The 20,685-nt window shown below is 72.8% G+C and carries 11 protein-coding genes and 1 pseudogene (1 of these 12 running past the window's edge); 6 read left to right on the top strand and 6 right to left on the bottom strand.

The genetic code is table 11. The features are described 5' to 3' along the window. Nucleotides 1-7,470, bottom strand: partial view of a non-ribosomal peptide synthase/polyketide synthase gene (locus OEIGOIKO_RS03260; RefSeq protein WP_170251535.1) — the 5' portion only. It extends 15,660 nt beyond the left edge of the window; 7,470 of the gene's 23,130 nt are visible here — the first part of the coding sequence; it begins with the start codon at nucleotides 7,468-7,470; the stop codon falls past the left edge of the window. A gap of 864 nt (nucleotides 7,471-8,334) precedes the next feature. Next, complete coding sequence (locus OEIGOIKO_RS03265; RefSeq protein ID WP_246177175.1) at nucleotides 8,335-8,613, bottom strand: hypothetical protein; 279 nt, start codon at nucleotides 8,611-8,613, stop codon at nucleotides 8,335-8,337. Between the two features lie 148 nt (nucleotides 8,614-8,761). Here OEIGOIKO_RS03265 and OEIGOIKO_RS03270 point away from each other — a divergent pair, with 148 nt between their 5' ends. Then, on the top strand, nucleotides 8,762-9,376 hold the full coding sequence (locus OEIGOIKO_RS03270) for a TetR/AcrR family transcriptional regulator (RefSeq protein ID WP_125051666.1): 615 nt from the start codon (nucleotides 8,762-8,764) through the stop codon (nucleotides 9,374-9,376). Here the strand turns inward: OEIGOIKO_RS03270 and OEIGOIKO_RS03275 are convergent. Beyond that, nucleotides 9,373-10,812, bottom strand: coding sequence for an MFS transporter (locus OEIGOIKO_RS03275; protein WP_125051668.1), 1,440 nt, complete (start codon nucleotides 10,810-10,812; stop codon nucleotides 9,373-9,375). The genes OEIGOIKO_RS03270 and OEIGOIKO_RS03275 overlap by 4 nt on opposite strands. Before the next feature lie 198 nt (nucleotides 10,813-11,010). On the opposite strand from OEIGOIKO_RS03275, the gene OEIGOIKO_RS03280 reads away from it, so the two are divergent. Together OEIGOIKO_RS03280 and OEIGOIKO_RS41380 are read left to right on the top strand one after the other, a co-directional pair. After that, nucleotides 11,011-11,847, top strand: a complete 837-nt coding sequence (locus OEIGOIKO_RS03280; protein ID WP_125051670.1) for a helix-turn-helix transcriptional regulator — start codon at nucleotides 11,011-11,013, stop codon at nucleotides 11,845-11,847. A 291-nt stretch (nucleotides 11,848-12,138) separates the two neighbouring features. Continuing rightward, the gene (locus OEIGOIKO_RS41380) at nucleotides 12,139-12,294 is read left to right on the top strand and encodes a hypothetical protein (protein ID WP_170251537.1); all 156 of its coding nucleotides are present in this window, start codon (nucleotides 12,139-12,141) and stop codon (nucleotides 12,292-12,294) included. A gap of 80 nt (nucleotides 12,295-12,374) precedes the next feature. Here the strand turns inward: OEIGOIKO_RS41380 and OEIGOIKO_RS03285 are convergent, their stop codons facing one another. Further along, a complete protein-coding gene (locus OEIGOIKO_RS03285; RefSeq protein ID WP_125051672.1) occupies nucleotides 12,375-13,148 on the bottom strand; it encodes a phytanoyl-CoA dioxygenase family protein in 774 nt (257 codons plus the stop codon). Between the two features lie 1,192 nt (nucleotides 13,149-14,340). Continuing rightward, nucleotides 14,341-15,297, bottom strand: coding sequence for a S1 family peptidase (locus tag OEIGOIKO_RS03290; protein ID WP_246177176.1), 957 nt, complete (start codon nucleotides 15,295-15,297; stop codon nucleotides 14,341-14,343). A 1,107-nt stretch (nucleotides 15,298-16,404) separates the two neighbouring features. Between OEIGOIKO_RS03290 and OEIGOIKO_RS03295 the strand changes: the two are divergent. Next, a pseudogene (locus OEIGOIKO_RS03295) lies at nucleotides 16,405-17,046 on the top strand (TetR/AcrR family transcriptional regulator); the annotation flags it as partial. 367 nt (nucleotides 17,047-17,413) lie between these two features. Then, nucleotides 17,414-18,856, top strand: a complete 1,443-nt coding sequence (locus tag OEIGOIKO_RS03300; protein WP_125051676.1) for an FAD-dependent oxidoreductase — start codon at nucleotides 17,414-17,416, stop codon at nucleotides 18,854-18,856. Between the two features lie 39 nt (nucleotides 18,857-18,895). Here OEIGOIKO_RS03300 and OEIGOIKO_RS03305 read toward each other — a convergent pair whose 3' ends face one another. Then, nucleotides 18,896-19,279: an ArsR/SmtB family transcription factor gene (locus OEIGOIKO_RS03305; protein ID WP_125051678.1), complete on the bottom strand. Its 384-nt coding sequence runs from the start codon at nucleotides 19,277-19,279 to the stop codon at nucleotides 18,896-18,898. A 492-nt stretch (nucleotides 19,280-19,771) separates the two neighbouring features. Between OEIGOIKO_RS03305 and OEIGOIKO_RS03310 the strand changes: the two genes are divergently transcribed. Continuing rightward, nucleotides 19,772-20,659 (top strand): hypothetical protein, encoded by an 888-nt coding sequence (locus OEIGOIKO_RS03310; protein WP_125051680.1) that lies wholly within the window; start codon nucleotides 19,772-19,774, stop codon nucleotides 20,657-20,659. The last annotated feature ends 26 nt before the right edge of the window (nucleotides 20,660-20,685 follow it).

The following is a 20,685-nucleotide window of genomic DNA, read 5'->3' on the forward strand; positions in this document are numbered from 1 at the left end:
GCCGGAGGTGTCCAGGCGCAGCACGAGGGTGTTGAGGAAGAATCCGACGAGGTCGTCGAGCGCGTCGTCGGTGCGCCCGGCGATGGCGCTGCCGAGCGGAATGTCGGTGCCCGCGCCGAGGCGGGTGAACAGGGCGGCGAGGCCTGCCTGGAGCACCATGAACAGGCTCGCGCCCGAGGTACGGGCCAGCTCCTCCAGGCGGGCGTGCAGACCGGCGTCGACGGAGACGGTCACCACGCCGCCGGTGTAGCCGGGCACCGCCGGGCGGAGCCGGTCGGCGGGCAGGTCCAGCTCCTCGGGCAGCCCGTCGAGCGTACGGGACCAGTAGGCGACCTGCCGGGCGGCCAGACTGCCCGGGTCGTCCTCACTGCCCAGCAACTCCTGCTGCCACAGGGTGTAGTCCGCGTACTGGACCGGCAGCGGCTCCCAGCGCGGCGCCTGCCCGGCCCGGCGGGCCGCGTACGCCTCGGACAGGTCCCTGGCCAGCGGACCGTTCGACCAGCCGTCGCCCGCGATGTGGTGGACGACCACGATCAGGACGTGCAGGTCCGGGCCGAGCGCGCACAGCTCCGCGCGCAGCGGCAGCCCTCGGGTCAGCTCGAAGCGGTGGGCCGCCGCCGCGACGACGGTCGCGGCGAGTTCGTCCTCGTCTTCGACGTGCCGTACCGGCAGCTCGACGGATGCGGCGGCAGGACCGGCGTCCAGCACGGCCTGCCGCGGTGTGCCGCCGCTGTCCGGGAAGACCGTGCGCAGGCTCTCGTGCCGGGCCACCACGTCGCCGAGCGCGGCGGTGAGCGCGGCGCGGTCGAGCGGGCCTTCCAGCCGTACGACGAAGGGCAGGTTGTAGTTGGGAGCCCCTTCGAGCTGGTGCAGGAACCACAGCCGGCGCTGCGCGAACGACAGCGGCACCGTCTCCGGGCGCCGGGGGAAGGGACGGAGCGGGGGGCGCCTGCGGCCGGACCCGTCCTTCAGCCGGGCCGCGAGCCCGGCCACCGTGGGCGTCTCGAACACGGCCCGTACGGGCAGTTCGGCGCCGAGCACGGTCCGCACCCGGCTGACGAGGCGGGTGGCGAGCAGGGAGTGGCCGCCGAGGTCGAAGAACCCGTCGTCGACACCGGCCCGGGGGACGCCGAGCACCTCGGCGAACAGGCCGCAGAGGATGTCCTCCTCCGGGCTGCGCGGCGGGCGCCCGGTGCTCGCCGGCGCCAGTGCGGGGGCGGGCAGGGCCTGCCGGTCCACCTTGCCGTTACGGGTCAGCGGCAGCGCGCCCAGGGTGGTGAACAGCGCCGGGACCATGGGCTCGGGCAGCCGCCGCGCCAGGTACGCGCGCAGCTCCGCCGGGTCCACCGGTTCCGCACCGGCGTCGTCGGACGGTACGACGTACGCCGCGAGCCGCTGGTCGCCGGGCCGGTCCTCCCGTACCACCACCGCCGCCCGCGCCACCGAGGGATGACCGGCCAGCGCGGCCTCGACCTCCCCCGGCTCGACCCGGTGGCCCCGGATCTTGACCTGCTCGTCGGCGCGGCCCGCGAAGACCAGCACCCCGTCCGCGGTCCACCGGGCGAGGTCGCCGGTCCGGTACATCCTCTCCCCCGGCGCACCGAACGGGCAGGCCGTGAAGCGCTCCGCCGTCAGGCCGGGACGGCCGAGATAGCCGCGCGCGAGCTGCGGCCCGGCGACGTACAGCTCCCCCGCCACGCCCGGCGGCACCGGACGCAGCCCGGCGTCGAGAACGTACGCCCGCATACCGGTCATCGGCCGGCCGACGGGAACGGTGGTGCCGTCCGCCGTCTCGCCGGGAGCCAGATGGAGGTCCAGGCACCCGACGGTCGCCTCCGTCGGTCCGTAGTGGTTGACGACGGCCACCTCGGGGTGGCGTGCCCGCCACTCTTCGAGGGGGGCTGCCGGCAGCGCCTCGCCGCCGAGCACGATCTGCCGCACCGGCGCGAGTTCGGCGGGCAGCGCGGCCAGCAGGCCCAGGTGGCTCGGGGTCGCCTTCATGAACGTCGCCGGGGTACGGGCCAGCAGCGCCGTCAGCCAGGGGTCGTCGTCCAGCCCGGCCACGACCGCGCAGCCGCCGGAGGTCAGCGCCCCGTACAGGCCGGTGACGGCCAGATCGTAGGCCAGGGAGGTCGGGACGAGGACCGTCCCGTCCAAGCCCGTGTACACGCGCCGGGCGCGGGCCACGTAGTGCGCGAGGCCGCGGTGGGTGACCACCACGCCCTTGGGGCGGCCCGTGGAGCCGGAGGTGTAGATCACGTACGCGGGGTGTTCCGGCAGCATCGGAGCACTCCGGTCGGCGTCGGTGGGGCGGGTCGCGGACTGCCGCTCCAGCGCCCGCGCGGTGTCCGGGTCGTCCAGCAGCAGACGGGCGGTGCCGGTGTCGTCGGAGAGCGCGGCCGCCGAGGCGCCGTCCGTCAGCAGCAGGGCGGGGGCGGCGTCAGCGAGCAGCCCGGCGATACGGGCACCCGGCTGCGCCAGGTCGAGCGGCAGGTAGGCGGCGCCGGTCTTGAGCACCGCGAGCAGCGCGACGACCAGTTCGGCGGAGCCGGGCAGCGCGACGGCGACCACCCGCTCCGGACCGATGCCCCGGGAGATCAGCAGGCGGGCCAGGCGGTTGGCCCGGGCGTCGGCCTGCGCGTACGACAACTCGGCGTCGGGCGCGGCGATCGCACGGGCCTGCGGGGTGGCTGCGGCCTGCCGCTCGAACAGCTCCGGCAGCGACGCGGTGGGCCGGACGTCCTCAGCGGCGGCTCCGTTACCGGTGCGGCTGCCAGTACCGCTGCCGCTGCCGCTCCACTCGGTCAGCAGTCGGTGCCGCTCGGCCTCGCCGAGGATCTCCAGGGCGCCCAGCGGCAGGTCCGGGTCGGCCGCCGCTGCCTCCAGCAACCGTACGAAACGGGCCGCCAGCGCCTCGACGGTTCCCCGCTCGAACAGGTCTGCGCTGTAGCCGACGTACCCCTCGACACCACCGGGACCGCTCCCGGCATCCGCGGCCTCGGTCAGGTTGAACGTCAGGTCGAACTTGGCGGTACCCGACTCCACCCGCTCGGCCTCGGCGCGCAGCCCGGGCAGCGCGTCCGGCGCCGCCGTCCGGCCGGTGAGCGTCAGCAGCACCTGGAACAGCGGGTGCCGGCTCAGCGACCTGGCAGGGTTGAGCACCTCCACGAGGTGTTCGAAGGGCACGTCCTGGTGGGCGTAGGCCGCCAGGTCCGTCTCCCGTACACGGGCGAGCAGTTCGCCGAAGTTCGGATCGCCGGAGGTGTCGGTGCGCAGGACCAGGGTGTTGACGAAGCAGCCGATCAGGTCGTCCAGGGCGTCGTCGGTACGTCCCGCGACGGGCGAGCCGAGCGGGATGTCGGTGCCCGCGCCGTGCCGGGTCAGCAGCGCGGCCAGCCCGGCCTGGAGGACCATGAACAGGGTCACCCCGTGGGCCTCGGCCAGCGCCGCGAGCCGCGCGTGCAGGGTGGCGTCCAGGCGCAGCGGCACGGTCCCGCCACGGTGGCTCGCCACGCCGGGGCGAGGGCGGTCGACGGGCAAGGCGAGTTCGTCGGGGAGCCCGGTCAGCGTGCGGGCCCAGTACGCCACCTGCCGCGCGATGAGGCTGTCCTCGTCGCGCTCCTCCCCCAGCAGGTCCAGCTGCCACAGCGTGTAGTCCGCGTAGGACACCGGCAGCGGGGCCCAGGAGGGCTCCTCGCCGCGCAGGCGGGCCGCGTAGGCGGTGGACAGGTCACGGCCCAGGGGCACCATGGACCAGGCGTCGCCCGCGATGTGGTGCACCACCAGCGACAGCACGTGCCGGTCCGGGGCGAGCGCGAACAGCGCCGCGCGCAGGGGCAGTTCGCTGGTCAGGTCGAAGCCGGTGGCGGCGCTCCGCGCCAGGACCTCCGTCAGCCCGGCCGCGTCGATGCCGCGCGCCGGCAGGGTGACGGCGGCGGCGCCGGGGCTCCGCACCACCTGCCGCGGCACGCCGTCGACCTCGGGGAAGACCGTACGCAGACTCTCGTGCCGCGCCACGACATCGGTGAGCGCCGCTTCCAGCGCGGCCCGGTCGAGTGCGCCCTCCAGCCGCAGGACGAACGGGATGTTGTAGTCGGCCCCGGCCTCGCGGCCCTCCAGCCGGTTGAGGAACCACAGCCGCCGCTGGGCGAACGACAGCGGCAGTGCCTCGGGCCGTTCCGTGCGCAGCACCACCGGCCGGGCTTCCCCGCCCGACTCCCGTACCGCCGCGGCCAGTCCCGCCACGGTCGGCGTGTCGAACAGGACGCGGATCGGCAGTTCGGCACCGAGGGCGGTCCGTATCCGGCTCAGCAGCCGGGTCGCCAGCAGGGAATCCCCGCCGAGGTCGAAGAACCCGTCGTCGACGCCCACCTGCTGCACGCCGAGGACTTCGGTGAACAGGTCGCACAGCACCCGCTCGGCCGTGTCGCGCGCCGGGCGGTGTGCCGCCCCCGGGGTGTATTCCGGGGCCGGCAGAGCGGCCCGGTCCAGCTTGCCGTTGGCCGTCAGGGGCAGTCGGCCCAGGACGACGACGGCCGCCGGGACCATGTGTCCCGGCAGGTGCCGTCCGGCGAACTCGCGCAGTGCGGCGGGCTCAGGGCGGGGGCCGTCAGCGGGCACCGCGTAGGCCACCAGCCGCCGGTCGCCGGGCCGGTCCTCGCGCAGCAGCACCACAGCCTGCGCCACCGCCTCGTGCCGGGCCAGTACGGCCTCGACCTCTCCCGGCTCGATACGGAACCCGCGCAGCTTGACCTGGTCGTCCGCCCGTCCGGCGTGGTCGAGCCTGCCGTCCGGGTGCCTGCGCACCCGGTCCCCGGTGCGGTACATCCGCTCCCCGGGGCGGCCGAACGGGTCGGCCACGAAACGCTGCGCGCTCAGGCCCGGCCGCCCGAGGTAGCCGCGGGCGAGGCCGGGGCCCGCCACGTACAGCTCGCCGGTGACGCCCGGCGGCACCGGCCGCAGGGCGTTGTCGAGCACATGGGCCCGCAGGTCGGGTATCGGCTCGCCGATCACGCTGCGGGGCGGTTCGGCGGTGGCGTCCCGCTCGTCCAGCGGGGCGTGGGTGACATGCACGGTGGTCTCGGTGATGCCGTACATGTTCACCAGGCGCGGCGCGTCGGCCGGATGGCGCTCGTACCACTCGCGCAGCCTGCCGGGGTCCAGCGCCTCACCCCCGAAGACGACCGTGCGCAGCGCCAGCCGCGCCGAGAGCTCCGGGTGGTCGCGGTCGGCCCGTGTCAACGGGTAGAAGGCGGACGGCGTCTGGTTGAGCACCGTCACCCGGTGGCGTACGAGCAGGTCGAGGAAGCGCTCGGGGGAACGGCTGACGTCCTGCGGGACGACGACCAGCCGGCCGCCGTGCAGGAGCGCCCCCCACAGTTCCCACACGGAGAAGTCGAAGGCGTAGGAGTGGAACAGCGTCCACACGTCGTCGGGGCCGAAGCCGAACCACGCCTCGGTCTGCCGGAACAGCCGCACGACGTTGCGGTGCGGGACCGCCACGCCCTTGGGGGTGCCGGTCGACCCGGAGGTGTAGATGACGTACGCCGGGTGCGCGGGGTCGAGCCGCCCGGCGCGCTCGGTGTCGGCCAGGCCGGCGTCGGTCAGGCCGGCGTCGGTCAGGCCGATGCCGGTCAGGCCGTCTCCGGGCCCGGCGGCGAGGGCGCGTACGGTGGCGGCGTCGTCCAGCCGTACGACGTCCGCTCCGTACGGAGCCCCGTCGGCCGGTTCGCCCGTGGTGACCAGGCACACCGGGTCGGCGTCACGGAGCATGAGCGCGATCCGCTCCGCCGGGTGGCCGGGGTCGACCGGCAGGTACGCGGCGCCCGTCTTCACCACCGCGAGCAGCGTCACCACGAGGTCGGCGGAGCGCGACAGCGCCACGGCCACCAGCCGCTCCGGGCCCGCTCCCCGCTTCAGCAGCAGGCGCGCCAGGCGGTTGGCGCGGCGGTTGAGTTCGGCATAGGTCAGCTCGCCGTCTTCGGTGACGACGGCGACGGCCCCGGGGGTGCGCGCTGCCTGCGCTTCGAACAGCGTCGGCAGCGTCGGTCCGGGTGTACCGGCCTCGGGAGTACCGGTCACGGGGATGCCGGCCTCGGGACCGTCCGCCGCCGACCGTACGGGCAGCACCTCGGCGCGCTCGCCGGGCAGCAGGAAGTCGATACGGCCGACGGGACGTGCCGGGTCGGCCGTGGCGAAGCTCTCCAGTACGCGCAGGAAGCGCCGCTGATGCGCGGCGGTCTCCGCCGCGTCGTACAGGGCGGGGTTGGTGTCGGCGTCGAGGTGCAGCGCGCCGCCGCCCAGGCGGTCGTCGAGACGGAAGGAGAGATCAGTGACGGGCCCGACGGACAGGTTGTGGGCGGTCGCCCGGGCCTCGCCGAAGGTCAGTTCGGTGGCGAAGGACATGATGTTGACGGTCGGGCCGAAGAGGCGGCGCTCGCCGCCGACCGTCCGCACATCGCGGACGATGTCCTCGTACCGGTACCGCTGGTGCCTGAGCAACTTCCGGGCTTCGGCGGAGACTTGGCGTAACAGATCCCGGCCGCTCATGCCGGGCCGGACCTCCACCCACAACGGCAGTTCGTTGGACATCGGCCCGCGGATGTGCCGGCCGCCGCCGCTGCGCGCGGTCACCGGAATGCCGAGGGCCACCTCGTCGGCGCCGGTCATCCGGCCGAGGTAGAGCGCCGCGGCCGCGATCACGGGGACCGGCAGGCCGACGCCCGCCCGGCGCGCCAGCGCGCGCAAGCCGTCGGCGGTCGCGTCCGGTACGCGGGTGCCGTACCGCAGGAAGCTCCGCGAGACCCGGGCCGTCCGGCCCGCGAGGTTCACCGGCTCGGGACGGCCCGCCAGCCGGTCCAGCCAGTGGGCCCGGTCCCGCGCGAAGCGCTCCGACTCCCGGTACTCGGCGTCGTCGGCCAGCAGCAGATCCAGCGAACCGCTGCCGTCCGCGCGCTGCGGAGCCCCGGTGACCAGGGCCGTGTAGATCTCCGCCACCCGGTGCGTGAACAGCGCGCACATGTAGCCGTCGGTGACGAGGTGATGGGCACGCAGGTAGAAGAAGGCACGGCCGGCCCCGGCCCGCAGCAGCGCCAGAGTGACCGTCCGGCCCGCCTCCAGGCCTCCCGGCCGGCCCGTCTCCGCCCGCATCCAGGCCTCGGCCGCCGCCCCCGGGTCCGGCTCCGCGCCGACGTCGAGCACGCGGAACGACCAGGTGCCCCCGCGCTCGATCGTCTGGCAGGGCCCCCGGCCGTCGTCGGTGAAGCGGACGTTGAGCGAGTCGGTCTCCGTCACCGCCCGCCGCACCGCGGTTTCGAACGCCGACAGATCGAGGGGGCCTTCGATCTCCACGTACTCGGCGGTGTGATAGCTGGGGCTGTCCGGGTCGAGCTGCTGCGCGAACCAGATGCCACGCTGCGCCGACGACAGGGGCCGGCTGTGGTGCGGAGTACCGGGCACTACCCTTCCCATCTTCTTCCGGTGCCCGCCGGGCGGCGGAGCAGGTGGACATCGCGCCGCCGCCCCGGCTCGGCCGACCCGTGGGCACGCGGAATTCCGCATGCCGTGGCGACTCGTGCGGGCTCGGGGTGCCGGTACGGGACACCGGCGAAACGGTGCGCCCTGCGGGCCGCCCCGGGAGAGCGGCAAGGTGATGTTCGAATGAGCGGATTTCGGGTCGGAGGGGCATAACCTGCCCGACGCGAAGGACGATACAGAAGTTCAACATTCGAACACCACGTGCCTCACGTCACGTTTGACGCCACCCGTTACCGCGCCGCGAGGAGCCTTCGCTGGTCAGGGTGACGAACGTGAAACCGGTTACCTGGTTGCCCACGGCACGAATCGAACGATCATGACGCGAACCGACCGTCCGTCCCATGCGATTTCAGTCATTGCGCCGACGCACCCGGCACGCGCCATTTTGGTCGCCACGGAACACGGCGGAGCAGCGCGGAAACGGAATCACCCGGCGGCGCCGACGGGCCCGCGACGGGAAGGGCAATTCGCCGTACTCAAAGGGCAATTACGGCGGGCAGGAAGGGCAGTTCCGACGTACGCGGAGGGCAGTCGCGGCGGACAGGAAGGGCACCCCCGGTACACGCGGAGGCGCCCCACCGCCCGCACCGCCGAACCGCCCCTCGGAACGTCAGCCCACGAAGCACCCCATGGCAGCCCACAACGCCCCGCTCAAACCTCGACGCCCCCCGAAAGCGCAAAAGTTAATGCCGCAGAAACAACTTTTCGGCCGCACCCCAAAGCCGCCCCGCTGCCCCCAACCCACCCCTCCCCTAAGCAATTCACCACCCCACTCCCCACTCCCGCCCTTCCCCACGCTCACCCCTCCCCGCCCCCACCCCCACTCCGCGGCCACAGGGCGATGGCGACCAGCACGGCGGCCCAGACCCCCAACGGCGTCACGGGCCAGTAGAAGCCCAGTTCGTCCTTCCGCAGGCACTGCACACCCCAGACCGCCGACATGATCACCCCGCCGCCGAGCCAGTAGCGCCATTCGGCCAGCCACTCCCGCAGGTCCTTGCGGTCGCGTTCCCGGGCGAGCGCCTTCTCCCGGTCCTGGTCCGAGGTGCGCGTGACAGGATCGAGCCGGTCGTCCATGTGTCCGTCCCCCTTCGTACGGTCGGCCCGGCACCGAGGACGCCCCGGGCGACAACTTCAGAATACGACCGTATCTTAAAGACGCCGGTGCGGTCGGCAAAAGCCTCGGCGACAGCGGAGCCGGAACGAGAAATGGGAGCGGAGCCTCATGCCCAAGACGGTGGACCGGGACGAACAGCGCCGGCAGATCGGCGCCGCCCTGCTGTCCCTGGCGTCCGAACGCGGCCTGGACGAGGTGAGCGTCCGTACGGTGGCCACGTACTGCGGCCGCTCTCCCGGAGCGGTGCAGAAGTACTTCCGTTCCAAGGACGAGATGCTCGCCTTCGCCGCCGAGATGGCGGGCGAGCGCATCGAGGCACGGATGGCCGCCGTCGACCCCGGGCTGCCGCCGCGCGCGGCCCTGCGGGCCCTGGTACTGGCCACCTTGCCCGTGGACGCCGAACGCCGGGCCGAGGCAGCGGCCCAACTGGCCTTCGCCGTCCGCGCCGCGCACCACGAGCCGCTCGCCGAAGTGCGCCGCCGGGTCGACCGGGAAATCCGGGAGGCACTCGCGCACTGGCTCACCTCCGCCGGGTACGGTCACGGCCCCGACCCGGCCACGGACTGCCTGGCGATCGCCGACGCGGTGATCGCACTCTCCGACGGACTGGCACTGCGTCTGCTCTACACACCGCATGCCCACGACGACCTGGTACTCGCCCTGAACCGCGGGCTGGAGGCCCTGGTCCCGGCACAGGCCTCCGGCGAGCCGGACGCGCGCTAGCCCAGGCGCGCGCCGGCCGCCGGCCGACGAGGTTGCCTGGTCGGTGCTGCGGCAGGCGCGACACGGCGTGTGGTGGCCAGGGCGAGGACGACGATGGCCAGGCCGCAGGCGGTGACGATCCAGTACCCCGGGAGCACCGCCCGGGTGAACGGCGTACCGGAGCGGTGCAGGCCGGCGGTGAGCACCGCGCCGAGCACCGCGACCCCCAGCGCCTGTCCGAACTGGCGGCTGGTGGCGACGATCGCCGCGGCCACGCCCGCCTGTTCCCGCGGCATGCCGGACATGGCCGCGTCGGTGACCGGCGTGTTGGCCAGTCCGGCGCCGACGCCGATCAGGACGTACGTGGTGAAGAGCAGCGCGTCCGTCGTGACAGCACAGCCGGTGGCGAGCAGGACACCGCCCGTGGCGGTGGCGGCGCCGGCCAGGAGCAGCGGCAGTCGGGGGCCTCGGGTCGCGGTCAGCCGTCCGGAGAGTGGCGAGGTGACGATGTTCATGACCGCCATGGGCAGCAGGTACAGGCCCGCGGCCAGGGCCGACAGGCCGCGTACGTTCTGCAGGTACAGCGTGTTGAGGAAGAGGAAGCCGCCGAGTACGAAGAACGAGAGGACCGCCATGGCACTGGCTCCGCTGAATGCGGCGCTGCGGAAGACCCGCAGGTCCACCAGTGGTTCGGTGCGCCGCCGCTCGTAGAGGACGAGTGCGAGGAGCGCGGCCGGTGCGGCCAGGGCGCAGGCGAGGGTGCGCGGGGCGGTCCAGCCGGCGCCTGGGCCCTCGATGATCGCGTACGTCAGGCAGCCCAGCAGCACGACGACCAGGGCCTGTCCGACCGGGTCCACCCGGCGCGGCCGGGGCGCACGGGATTCCGGTACGAAGCGCGCGGCGCAGACGAACGCGGCCGCCCCGACCGGCAGGTTGAGCCAGAAGATCGACCGCCAGCCCAGACCCTGGACGAGCGCCCCGCCCACCAACGGGCCCCCCGCCATCGCCACACCCATCACAGCGCCCCAGACACCGATCGCCCGGGCGCGTTCACGGGGTGCGGTGAAGGTGTTGGTGAGGATGGACATGGCCACCGGGTTGAGCATCGAGGCCCCGGCCGCCTGGACCGTACGGAAGGCGATGAGCCAGCCCAGGCCGGGGGCGAATCCGCACAGGAGCGAGCCGAGGGTGAACAGGGCCAGACCGGTCCGGAAGACGCGGCGGCGGCCGAGCCGGTCCCCGGCGGACCCGGCGAGCATCAGCAGCGCGGCCAGCACGATCAGGTAGGCGTCGGTGGTCCACTGCAGTCCGGAGAGCGGGCTGCGCAGATCACGCTGCATCGCCGGCAGTGCCACGTTGAGCACCGTGTTGTTGAGGCTGCCGAGGAAGACACTCGTGCAGCAGACCGCCAGGACGAGACGACGTCCCCGGCGGGTCGGTTCGGCTTGAGTGGACACAGCCGGGCCCACCGTCCTTCCTTCGTGGGCCTCCGCGCCGCCCCTGTCACCTTCCCCGCCCGCCGCGCGCAGATCGCGGCGGTGGGCTCAGCGTGCTCCGGAGGCGCGCCCGCAGGGAGACCCTGTCGAAGGGGGCCCTGGCAGGGCCCTCATCCGCCGACCCGGTGAATGCATACTGCGGCTGTGAGCAACGTGCCGGTGAGGAACAAAACGGAGCTGGGTGACTTCCTGCGCAGCCGACGGGGCCGCGTCGCACCGCAGGAGGCCGGTCTGCCGCCGTCGGCGGGCCGCCGGCGTACGGCCGGGCTGCGGCGTGAGGAGGTCGCGATCCTGGCCGGTGTCAGCATCGAGTACTACCGACGCCTGGAGCAGGGCAAACAGCGACGGCCGAGTCCCGCGGTGCTGGAGGCGATCGGGCAGGTGCTCAAGCTGACCGACGACGAGCGCCGCCACCTCGCGGAGCTGAGCCGCGGCCGGCCGCCTGCGCCGGTCTCGGGCGCGCGGACGGGCGAGGCCTCGCGGGCGGTACGGGAGGAGGTCCGCCGGATGCTGGAGATCGCGCACCCGTACCCGGCCTGTGTGCTGAGCCGGTCCAGTGACCTGCTGGCCGCCAACCGGGGTGCGCTGCGCCTCTTTCCCGGCATCGAGGACTGGCCCGAGCCGGAGCGCAACACCGCGCGCTACGCCTTCGTCCATCCCTGCGCCCGGGAGCTGTACGCCGACTGGGAGGACGTGGCCCGCGGCGTCGTGGCCCATCTGCGCGCCGCCGTGGTGGTGCACCCGGGTGCGCCGGACATCCGCGAAGTCGTGGACGAACTCTCCGCCCGCAGCACCGCGTTCGCTTCCCTGTGGCAGCGCTACGACGTCCGGGCGCGCACCAACGGGCGCAAGGTGTACCACCACCCGGAGGCGGGCCGGCTGACGTTGACGTACGAGGCGTACGACGTGGCCCGCAGCGAAGGCCAGCGGCTGATCGTCTACCAGGCGCCGCCGGGAACACCGGACCACGAGGCGCTGCTGCGCCTGTCGGTCTGAAGGGCGGGGCGGGCATCAGCCGTACGGTGGCATGGTGATCTGTGCGACAAGTACCTGCGCCTCCTCGGCCGACGGCTGAGGCATCGGCTGATCCGTGATCCTGGGAGAAGTGCACGGGCCGGACCGCGGGTCGTCGAGCGCAGTGCCGCTTGCTGGTCGCGGACGCGCTGAGCATCGGCCGGCCCGGTACGTCGACGGCCGAGGTGGTGAGCACCACTCCGCTGCCCTCTGCCGGCAGTGGAGCGAGCGTCTGCACGCGCGACCGGCGGTCTCGATGCGAGCCCGGACGTCATGGAGCGGATCGGCGACGCGATCCTCGCCGGTGCGATCACGGTACCGATCGCCGCTGTCCTCCCGATCGAGCAGATGCGCGCAGCCATGACGCTGCAGGCCGGACGGCACGTCCACGGCGAAGTCGTGAGCACGCCGCGGCCGGGGCCTCACTGACCCCGCGCCGTTCGAGGCAACGAGTGAGGAGTTGTACGACCGGCTGCTGACCAGGAACGCGCCTCGGCCGCACCTGTACCTCACCTGTCCCGCCCCAAGCCCCGGCGGATCGCGATCTCCACGGGTGAGTACGCGCCGTCGGCCCGCTCCAGTTCGTACGGCGCGGCCGGCATCAGCGGCGGCTGGGCCATGAAACGCGGCCGCCTCCCGTGGTGCGGCTGTGCCGCGTGCACCAGGAACGGGTGGCACAGGAAGACATCGCCCGGGGACCCCGTGGCCAGGGTGAGCGGCCGGTGGTCGGACGCCGCCACCAGACCGGGTGCCAGGGCCAGCCCGCTGGCACCGTCCTCCCCGTACTCCTCCAGTACCTTCGGCACGTCGAGGTGTGAGCCGACCCTGATGCGGGTCGGGGCGTCCTGGTCACCGACCTCGCTGAACAGGAACAGCATCAGCAGCGCCCGGCCCCGGGAGCGCAGGTTGGTGAAGTACCAGCTCTCGCCCTCCGGCAGATAGCTCCCCTCGATGTGCCAGCCCGCGTCGTCCGGCTCCTGCTCGTGCGGGAAGCGCAGCGGGAAGGTGCCCAGCGAATAGCGCGGCTCCCAGCGCCCCGCGCCGACGAGCAGGTCGTACGCGTGGTGCAGGGCCGGGGAGTTGGGTGCGGCGGCGAACGGCCCTTGTCCCAGACCCGGCACCCAGTGCACGGGCTGCGTCCACGTCGTCGGGTCGTCCGGGTCGCAGCCCGTCTCCCGCCACAGCAGCCGCGCGCAGTCCGCGGCCACACGCGGCGCGACGGCACCCTCCAGCTTCACGAAGCCGTCGCGCAGGAATCGGGATACCAAGGTCGTGTCATCCATGACCCCATCCTGCGGCGACACCGGTCCCGGCCGCCCGACACTTTCCGCACCACCTTTGTCGGGTGTTCACGGAGCCCTTTCCTACCTCCGCGACGGAATCGCACAGTCCCCGATGCGCCCGTGCGGCCGTGCACCCCGTAAGACCCTGGCATCCGGTCGCCGAGCGGCGCATCCGGGCCATCGTCGCGGCGAATGTCCGACGCTCACGATCAGTGAGGCAGGTGTGCGGTAGACCACGGTCGAGAACCACCGGGTACGGGTTCAGGGGCGCGTGGGCGGTGACGTCGACGACCTCGAACGCACCGGCGGACCTCCGAAGAGCACGGAGTGGCACTGCGGGACTCCAGGAACCCGGACCCGGGCGACCTGCGGTTCGCCTGGCCGAAACGGGCCGCTTGCCGAGAAGGCGTACGCAACGGCGAGTTCGGCTGACCGTCGAAAGCACCGAGGCCGCCGTGAAGACTTCGAGCGTTCCGGACACACGGTACGGGGAACCGGTCGCCGGGGACCGGCGGATGCCCGATGCGCCGCAGCAGGGCCAGTCCGTCCGGCCTGCACGAAGTGAGGTGCCGGTGCATATCTCGGCGAACCGCACGATGTGCTGCTGCGGAGTGCCGCGCCGTACTGGTGCGCGGCGGGCGCAGGGCATGCGGAACGTGCGCCGTCGGGGCAGCACGCGAGGGGACGGGCCCGACTCATGCTGCGTGTCGGGTCGTGTTCTGTGTCGGGGGCCGGAAGGTGAGATGGCGAAGGACACGAGAACGAGCGTGGTCATGAAGGCGAGGAGAAAGACGGCGGTTTGCTTGCCCGATAAGTTTGCAGTACTGGGCTACGTGTCCACGGTTGTACTCCCGCCGCCCGTGTCCCCTGCCTCCAGTCTGCCCTGGCTCACGGCCCCCGCCGATGGGTCTCCAACGCCCTCGGCTCGGCCGCCCTGGTCACCACCGCGGCCCTGCCCGCCGCCGACGTGCACACGCTGCTGCCCCGCACCGCTCCCCTGCCATCGTCGGTGCGGTGCAGACTGACAGCCCCGGTCACGACGAGGGCTCCAACCGGCCCCTGAGTGCCGCGAAGTGCACCTTCATGCCCAGGAAGTGCCCCGTTGCCGCCGCAGACTCATCGGGCGACGCGAAGTGGCCTGCGCTCCCCCCACGGGAACGCAGGCCACTTGTCACGGTCGGCCGGAACCGGCTCAGGGAATGTCCGCCCCGTACGCGGTAAGGGCCTCCGTCACCGGCTGGTAGTACGTGGTGCCGCCTCGCGAACAGTCGCCGCTGCCGCCCGACAGGAGTCCGAGGCCGGTGGTCACCGCAGCTGCGCCGCCCCGGTCGTACGTGAACAAGGGCCCGCCGCTGTCGCCGGGCTCGGCGCACACGTTGGTCCTGATCAGACCGTATACGCGGCCCTCCTGATAGGTCACGGTCTGGTTCAGCGCGGTGACGGAGCCGAGGTGCGTCCCGGTCGTGGCTCCACTGCGCGCGACCCGGTCGCCCACGACCGCGTCGCGCACGCCGGTGACAGGAAGCCACCCGCCGTTGTGGAGGTCCACGGCGCTCCAGTGCGGCACCGCCGCGGTGTACCGTGCCAGGGCGTAGTCGTTGCCGGGAAAGCTGGAGCGGACGGTGCGCGCGAACTGCGGCCCGCGCCGGCTCATGGCCCAGCTCCTGACCAGGTTGCCGCAGTGTCCGGCCGTGAGAAAGGCGTCTGGCACGCCGGCTCGCCTGACGTTGAAGCCGAGCGAGCACATGGCGGAGTGGTCCCGGCCGTGAATGGCATCACCACCCTCGATGAGCGTGGTGAGCTTGGCGGAGGTTCTCCGTAGCTCCACCGCTTTGCCCATGGGCTTGAGAAGCGTGGTGAGCCTGGCCAGCCGAGCGCCCTTGACCGTGGGGTCGGCCGAGACCACCACCCGCTTGAGCTGGGGGTCGATCCCCCAGGCCGTGCCGGGGATCAGGGCGCTGCGGTCCAGCGTCGCCATGGCCACCATCAGTGGGTCGGGGGCCCGTACGGCCTGGGATGCAGTACCCGTCGCGGAAGGGGCTCGCGCGACGGCGCCGGCGCTGAACGGGGAAAAGTTCGCGGCCGTCAGGACGGCCAGGGTGGCGGCCGCCAGAGCGGCGGCCCGTCGGAAGAGAAGTGTTCGCTGCACGGCATCTCCCGGATGCATACCGGACTCACGAGTCCGAGGCGGTGTCCTCCCCACGCCGAACCGAACGCGGGCGAGAGCTCCCATGCTTACGAGCAGGAACGCAGTGCGGGGGCGCCGACCAGCACAGCTTCCCCGGAAACCACCCCTGGAAGCGAAAAGACGCCAACAACTGTTCGCCCTACGCAACTCCATCCCGAGACCCGACGGCATCGTTCATCCCGAACGCCCTCTACACACTGCTCCGGCGCCGACCCCATGCGTACTGCTGCCGGACGATGACGTCGGCGAGTTCGCCGCCGATACGAAGGCGACCATGACCAAGGCGACGGACCGCTGCGGAATCAAGGACAGCGTTCTCTTCCCCTGGGTGACCGCGGCTGCCGCCTACGTCATGTGCGTAGATCTCCTACTACGACACGCTGTTCTGCCGGCGCCACCCTCGAACTGATCCGCATCGCGGCAGCCAGTGCGCATCGAGGAACGCTTCCGTCCGGGCGAAGTGGGCGGGCCCGCACCTGAGCCGACATCAGGTTCACCGCCACCTGGCCTGGCGCCGCCGTAGGACATTGACCATGCCCGCTTACGCCTGACTGACCATCCTGCGGCCTGCGACCGAAACGCTGGAACTCGGAAACGGACCCGTGCAGCTCATCCACCTCAACCTGGCAGCGACTGCGCGCAAGAAGTACGGAGGCCGCTGGGGAGCGGCTGGGGAGAATCAACTGCATAGGGAGCAGTTGGCGATCGCCTCAATCCCAGAGGCATGCCGCCGCTCACGCTTGCGAGCCGCTTCCGCTCAGCGGATGGCCCCGTTCTCCTCCAAGGAAGCCACCCCGAACCACTCCCGACTGACACGGAGCCCGTACGGCCAGAGAAGGCCGAAGCTGATCGGACTTGCACCCCCGCCCCCAACCCACCACGCCCCCTGTGACCTGCAAAAATCCAGGTCACAGGGGGCGTGGACGACATCGCGCGCGCCTGGGTCGGACGATCCCCCGCGTCGCCCGACCCAGGCGGCCGATCCGGTGTCCTGGCCGCGTCGGGGCGGACATCCGGAGGTCTGCTGAGTATATTGGCTCTCAGCCAGTCAACGCAGGAGTTAACAGAATGTCCCCCCGCAGCCCCTCGGTCAATGAAGAGTTGCGGCGGCGTTCCCGGGAGCGTTTGTTGCAGGCGACCGTCGAGCTGGTGGACGAGCGCGGGTACGAGGCGACGACGCTCGGGGACATCGCCTGCCGTGCCGGGTCGGCGCGCGGGCTGATCTCGTACTACTTCCCGGGCAAACGGCAGCTGCTGCAGTCGGCCGTGCACCGGCTGATGCACCACTCGTTGCAGGCGGCGCTCGACCGTGAGCCGTTGCCGGCGGGCGAGGACGCGGGCCGTGAGCGGCTGGCGCGGGCGATCGACGCGATTCTGGGGCTGGCGCAGGAGCGTCCGCTGCTGATGCGTACGCACATGGCCGGGATTCTGACGGCGGAAGGTTTCATCCAGTGCCCCGAACAGCAGCGGCTGGCGTTTCTGCTGCGTGACACGGTGGAGCGGTACGGCTCCGAGGACGCGGACACGGACTACCGGCTGTTGCGGGCGTTGTTGATGGGGTCGGTGGTAGCGGTGTTGTTGCCAGGGGCCCCGATGCCGGCCGCGCGGCTTCGGGCGGAACTGTTCCAGCGGTACGGCCTGGACTGGGAGCTGGGGACCCCGCCCAGCGAAGGGCCGGAGCCGCCGTTGGAGGGCCCGCCGCCGCTGCAGGATCCGCCGCCGGCGCTGGATCCGCGGGTCCCGTCGTCGGCGCAGGACCCGTCACCGGTGCAGGAGCCGTCGTCGGCGCAGGAGTCGCCAGTGCAGGAGTCACCGGCGCTGGAGTCACCGGTGCTGGAGTCGCCGGCGCAGGAGTCGCCGGTGCTGGGGCGGGAAGGTGCCGCTGCCGAGGGGTAGGGGCACGGCTCCAGGGTGCCGCGAAGATCGCTCGACCGGGTGAATGCCGATGTGGGCGCGCGGTTCACCCCGCGGGGGTACGGGCTCCCGTCGCCGTTCCGCCGGGCAACCCCGGCGGCACACCTCCCGCGCGCCCCGCACCGGTGCGACTCTGGAAGTACTCCGCGGGAAGGGGCCTTCCGTGCTTCGTGTCGCAGTGATCGGTTCGGGACCCAGTGGCGTCTACACCGCTCAGGCGCTGGTCGGGCAGGAGGCCGTACCGGATGTCGAGGTGTACGTGCTCGACCGGCTGCCGTGCCCGTACGGGCTGGTCCGCTACGGGGTCGCACCCGACCACGAGAAGATCAAATCGCTGCAGCACAACCTCCGTACGGTGCTGGAGCACCCCCGTGTGCACTTCCTCGGCAATGTCGACGTGGGGGCCGACGGTCTCAAGCCGCAGGAGCTGCGGCGCATGTTCCACGCGGTGGTGTACTGCGTGGGAGCCGCCACCGACCGCCGCCTGGGTGTTCCGGGTGAGGAGCTGCCGGGCAGCCACTCCGCCACCGCCTTCGTCTCCTGGTACAGCGCGCACCCGGACGCGGCGGACGGCCGCTTCCCGCTGACCGCGCGGTCGGCGGTGGTGATCGGCGTCGGCAATGTCGCGGTGGACGTGGCGCGGATCCTCGCCCGCGGGGCCGACGAGCTGGCGCGTACGGACGTGCCGCAGGCGGCGCTCGGGGCGCTCGCGGAGAGCCGGGTGGAGGACGTGTGGATGGTGGGGCGGCGGGGGCCGTCGCAGGCCAAGTTCACCACCAAGGAACTGCGCGAACTGGGTGCGCTGCCGGGCGCCGACGTGCTCGTGGAGCCCGGGGAACTGGCGCTGGACCCGGCGTACGGCGACCCTTCCGGGCTGCCCGCGGTGAACCGCCGCAATGTGGAGGTGCTGCGCGGCTGGGCCGAGGGGAAGGGAGCGGAGAAGGAAAGGGACGGGGAAGGAGCGGGCGGGGGGCGGCGGCGGGTCCGGTTGCGGTTCTTTCTGCGGCCGGTCGAGGTGGTCGGTGACGCGGATTCGGGAGTGCGGGGTGTGCGGTTCGAGCGGACGGTTCCGGACGGGCTGGGCGGGGTCACGGGGACCGGGCAGTACGAGGAGATCGCGGCGCAGCTGGTCCTGCGCTCGGTCGGGTACAAGGGGACGCCGCAGCCGGGGCTGCCGTTCGACGCGGCCACCGGGACCGTGCCGCACCGGGAGGGCCGGGTGCTGCGGGAGGGTGTGCCGCGTCCCGGCGAGTACGTGGCGGGGTGGATCAAGCGGGGGCCGACCGGGGTGATCGGCACGAACCGGCCGTGTGCGAAGCAGACCGCGGCCGCACTGCTGGCGGACGCGGACGAGCTGGCGCGCGAGCCGTTGCCGGACGATCCGGTGACCGCGTTGCTGCGCATCGGGCAGCGGCCGGTCCGCTGGCCGGGCTGGCTGGGCATCGAGGCAGCGGAAACAGCGCTCGGCCGGGGGCTGGGACGGACCACCGTGAAGATCGCCGACTGGCCCGGACTGCTGGCGGCAGCCGGCCGGGGAGACGGAACCGGCGACGGGGGCGGGGACGGGGGCAGTGACGGGGGTGAAAGCGCGGGTGGGGGGCGCTGAGCCGGAGCGGCGGAAAGGGGCTGGCGCGCCCGGGTGCCGCTAAGCCCCGCCGGGCTGGGCGTCGAGGCGTTCGTCCTGGAGTTCCGCCGCCTTCAGGACGCGTTCGATCAGGCCGGGGAAGAGTTCGTCCAGGTCGGCGCGGCGCAGCACGTTCATCTTGGCGGTGCCGCGGTAGATCTGGCTGATGACGCCGTGCTCGCGCAGTACGCGGTAGTGGTGCGTACAGGTGGACTTGCTGACGGGCAGCTCGATGACCGTGCAGGACAGTTCGCCCTCGGCGGCGGCCAGGCGGCGTACGATGCGCAGCCGCATCGGGTCGGCGAGTGCGTGCAGTACGTCTTCGAGGCGGATCGCCGAACGGTCCGGGTGGTCCAGGACGCGGGCACCGGGCCGGTCGGCGGATGTCGTCGTGGTGGTCGTCATGGCGGCTCCTGGAAGTCGGCTCCGGGCGGTCGGTTCCTGCCGGGGATCATCATTGTACGAGGAACGTCGTATTTTGACATCCTCGCAGGACGCGCGGGGTGGACAGCCGGTGTGTGACCGGCCGGTTCCGCCGGTACGGGGCACGCTGACGTGGTTTCAGCCGCCGGTGGCCGACATGCATGCGGCCCGCCGGGGCACCCGTGGCGAAAGAGTGAACCGCCGTAGTCCGGCGGGCCGTGCGAGTCCCGCCGGGAACGAGTGAGGTACCTGTACCTGTGAGGTACGCGTGAGGCACGAGTGGCGTACGCGTTGAACGACGGCTGACCACGATTGCCGGACCGCGACCCGGTCGCCGGTTCGCGCCGGAGGGGCGATGACGAACAGGACCGGCTCGTGACCCGTACATGGCGCCCCCTTGCGCGCCGGGAGCGAGGCCTGCCGCGACGGGGAGATGACTCGCCACGCCGGGAACGGGGGCTGCCGCCCCGGGAGGTGGGCCTGCCGCGCCGGGAGCACGGGCTGCCGCGCCGCGGGCGGGACGTTGCCGATACGAAGCGGCGTCTTTCCCGCGCCGGGCGGCGGCCGCCCTCGCCGGAGCGGGGCCCCTCGGGGCCGGGGCGGCGTCCGGCGAGCACCGGGCGTACGGGCGACGGGGCGCCGGAGCGCGCGTCCGGCCTGCCGGCGCGCACCGGCCGGGCCCTCCTGGCGCAGTGGCACCGGGTCGCCGGGCCGACCTGGACGGCGCTGTGCCGTCGCCGGCTGGCCGCGGTACCGCTGACGGCGGCCTCCGTGGTCCTTGTGATCGTCTTTCACGTCCTCGCGCTGACGGATGCCGGAGAACGGCTGGTCTGGTCGGCCGGCGGTGTGCGGGCGGACGTCCCGGTGTGGCTCGTGCTGCTGCGACTGCCGCTGTCGCTGTTCGCGCCCGCGCCGGGGCTCCCGTGGTGGGGAGCGCTCCTGCAAGTGGCCGTGATCTTCGGGGTGGCCGAGTGCGTCCTCGGGACACTGCGCACCCTGACCGTGTCCCTGGTCGTCACGGCCGCGGCGACGTTCTTCGCGCGCTTCCTGCTCACCCTCGGCCCGGGCCATGTCCTGGCGGTCCCGCCGGCCGAGGCGATGCTGGCCGACACCGGTCCGTCCGCGGCCGTACTCGGGCTGCTGATCTGCACCGGACGGGCCTGCCGGGCTCCCGTGCTGAGCATGGGTACGGTGGTGACCTTCTCGCTGGAGTGCGTGCTGACCGTCACCCTCTCCAGCCGCGCCCACCTGGGCGGCATCGCGGCCGCCCTGCTGTGCGCCGCGGTGGCCTGCCGGCCTCCGGCCCGCGCCGCTCCCCTGCCTGCCGCACCCGTCACCGCCGGGCAGGACGCGGTGGGGTGAGTCCGGCCGTCGTCCGGCCCGTACGC

It is taken from the genome of Streptomyces paromomycinus (assembly GCF_003865155.1).
GTDB classification, from domain to species: domain Bacteria; phylum Actinomycetota; class Actinomycetes; order Streptomycetales; family Streptomycetaceae; genus Streptomyces; species Streptomyces chrestomyceticus.

Excerpts from the sequence above, each read along its gene's own strand:
- OEIGOIKO_RS03265 (WP_246177175.1), bottom strand. The coding sequence starts at position 8,613 with ATGGACGACCGGCTCGATCCTGTCACGCGCACCTCGGACCAGGACCGG.
- OEIGOIKO_RS03270 (WP_125051666.1), top strand. The coding sequence starts at position 8,762 with ATGCCCAAGACGGTGGACCGGGACGAACAGCGCCGGCAGATCGGCGCC.
- OEIGOIKO_RS41380 (WP_170251537.1), top strand. The coding sequence starts at position 12,139 with ATGGAGCGGATCGGCGACGCGATCCTCGCCGGTGCGATCACGGTACCG.
- OEIGOIKO_RS03285 (WP_125051672.1), bottom strand. The coding sequence starts at position 13,148 with ATGGATGACACGACCTTGGTATCCCGATTCCTGCGCGACGGCTTCGTG.
- OEIGOIKO_RS03305 (WP_125051678.1), bottom strand. The coding sequence starts at position 19,279 with ATGACGACCACCACGACGACATCCGCCGACCGGCCCGGTGCCCGCGTC.